We start from the raw sequence: 1,459 nt of genomic DNA on the forward strand, positions 1-1,459 counted from the left end.
CGGGCACCACGACCGGGACACCGAACACCCCCGGGGCGATCGCGCGCACGCTCGCCGACCGCGCCGCGCCCCCGATGAGCAGCACCCGCCGCACGGTGACGCCCTGCTCGCGCACCGCCTGAAGGCCCGCGGCCAGGCCGCACAGCATGCCCTCGACCGCGGCGCGGGCCACGTTCTCCGGCGTCATCGTGCTGCGGCGGAGACCGAGCAGCGAGCCGGCGGCGTCGGGCAGATTGGGGGTGCGTTCACCGTCGAGGTAGGGCAACAGTGTCAACCCTCCGGCCCCCGGTTCGGCTGCGAGGGCCAGCCGGTCGAGCCCGTCGAGGTCGACGTTCAGCAGGCTCGCCGTCGCGGTGAGCACCCTCGCCGCGTTGAGGGTGCACGCGAGCGGCAGGAACCGACCGGTGGCATCGGCGAATCCGGCGACGGTGCCGGTCGGGTCGGCGGACGGCGTCGGACTCACCCCGAACACGGTGCCGCTGGTGCCGAGGGAGACCACGACATCGCCCTCGGTGATCTCCAGGGCGAGCGCGGCGGACATGTTGTCCCCCGTGCCCGCGGACACCAGCATCCCGTCCGGGGTTTCTCCCGCAGGCTCGGCAGGATCGAGCACGGTCGGTAACTCGGGACGCCGCCCCCGCATCGCACGGGCGAGAAGATCGTCGCGGTAGGCGCGTTCCGCGGGCGAAAAGTACCCGGTGCCGGAGGCGTCGCCACGGTCAGTGACGGGCTCGCCGCCCGTCAGGCGCCAGGTCAGCCAGTCGTGGGGGAGCAGCACCCGGGCGGCACGGTCGGCGTTGTCCGGCTCGTGATCGGCCAGCCACCGCAGCTTCGCGATGGTGAAACTGGCGACCGGCACGGACCCGACCGCCTCCGCCCAGGCGTCCGGACCACCGAGTTCTGCGGTCAGATCGTCCGCCGCCTGCGCCGACCGGGTGTCGTTCCACAACAGCGCGGGCCGCACGATTCCGCCGTCGTCGTCGACGGTGACCATGCCGTGCTGCTGTCCCGCCACGCCGAGCGCGGACACACCCTCGAGGATGCCCTCCGTGGCCTGTCGCCACGCCGTCCACCACTCGCCCGGATCCACCTCGGTGGCGTCCGGGTGATCCGCGCGCCCGGTCCGGACGACCGTCCCCGTCCGCGCGTCGCAGACCACCACCTTCGTCGACTGTGTCGAGGAGTCGACCCCTGCCACCAGCACGTCGTCATTGCTCATGGCCCAGAAGCTTGGCGGCTCCCACCCGCCCGCGTCCACGCTTTCGACGACGTTTCGCGGGCGAACCGCGCCCACCCCACCCGGCACGACACACCGACGACACCCACCCGCGCACGCCACGCCGGTCCTCACACCGCCACCGGGGACCGCGTTCCGCGGGCGAAAGGCGCCCACCCGACCGGAGGGCCGGGCCACCCTGGCCGGGCCGGCGGGGACGGACCCGCGGGGCGGGTCGAGAGC

Annotated in this window: 1 protein-coding gene; it reads right to left on the reverse strand. The window is 73.9% G+C overall.

The features are described from left to right. A partial coding sequence (gene xylB, locus ACTIR_RS24050; RefSeq protein ID WP_034240723.1) for a xylulokinase occupies positions 1-1,219 on the reverse strand: 1,219 nt, incomplete at its 3' end. Between the last annotated feature and the right edge of the window lie 240 nt (positions 1,220-1,459).

The sequence above is a fragment of the Saccharomonospora iraqiensis subsp. iraqiensis genome (genome assembly GCF_000430445.1).
In the GTDB taxonomy this organism is placed as follows: Bacteria; Actinomycetota; Actinomycetes; order Mycobacteriales; family Pseudonocardiaceae; genus Saccharomonospora; species Saccharomonospora iraqiensis.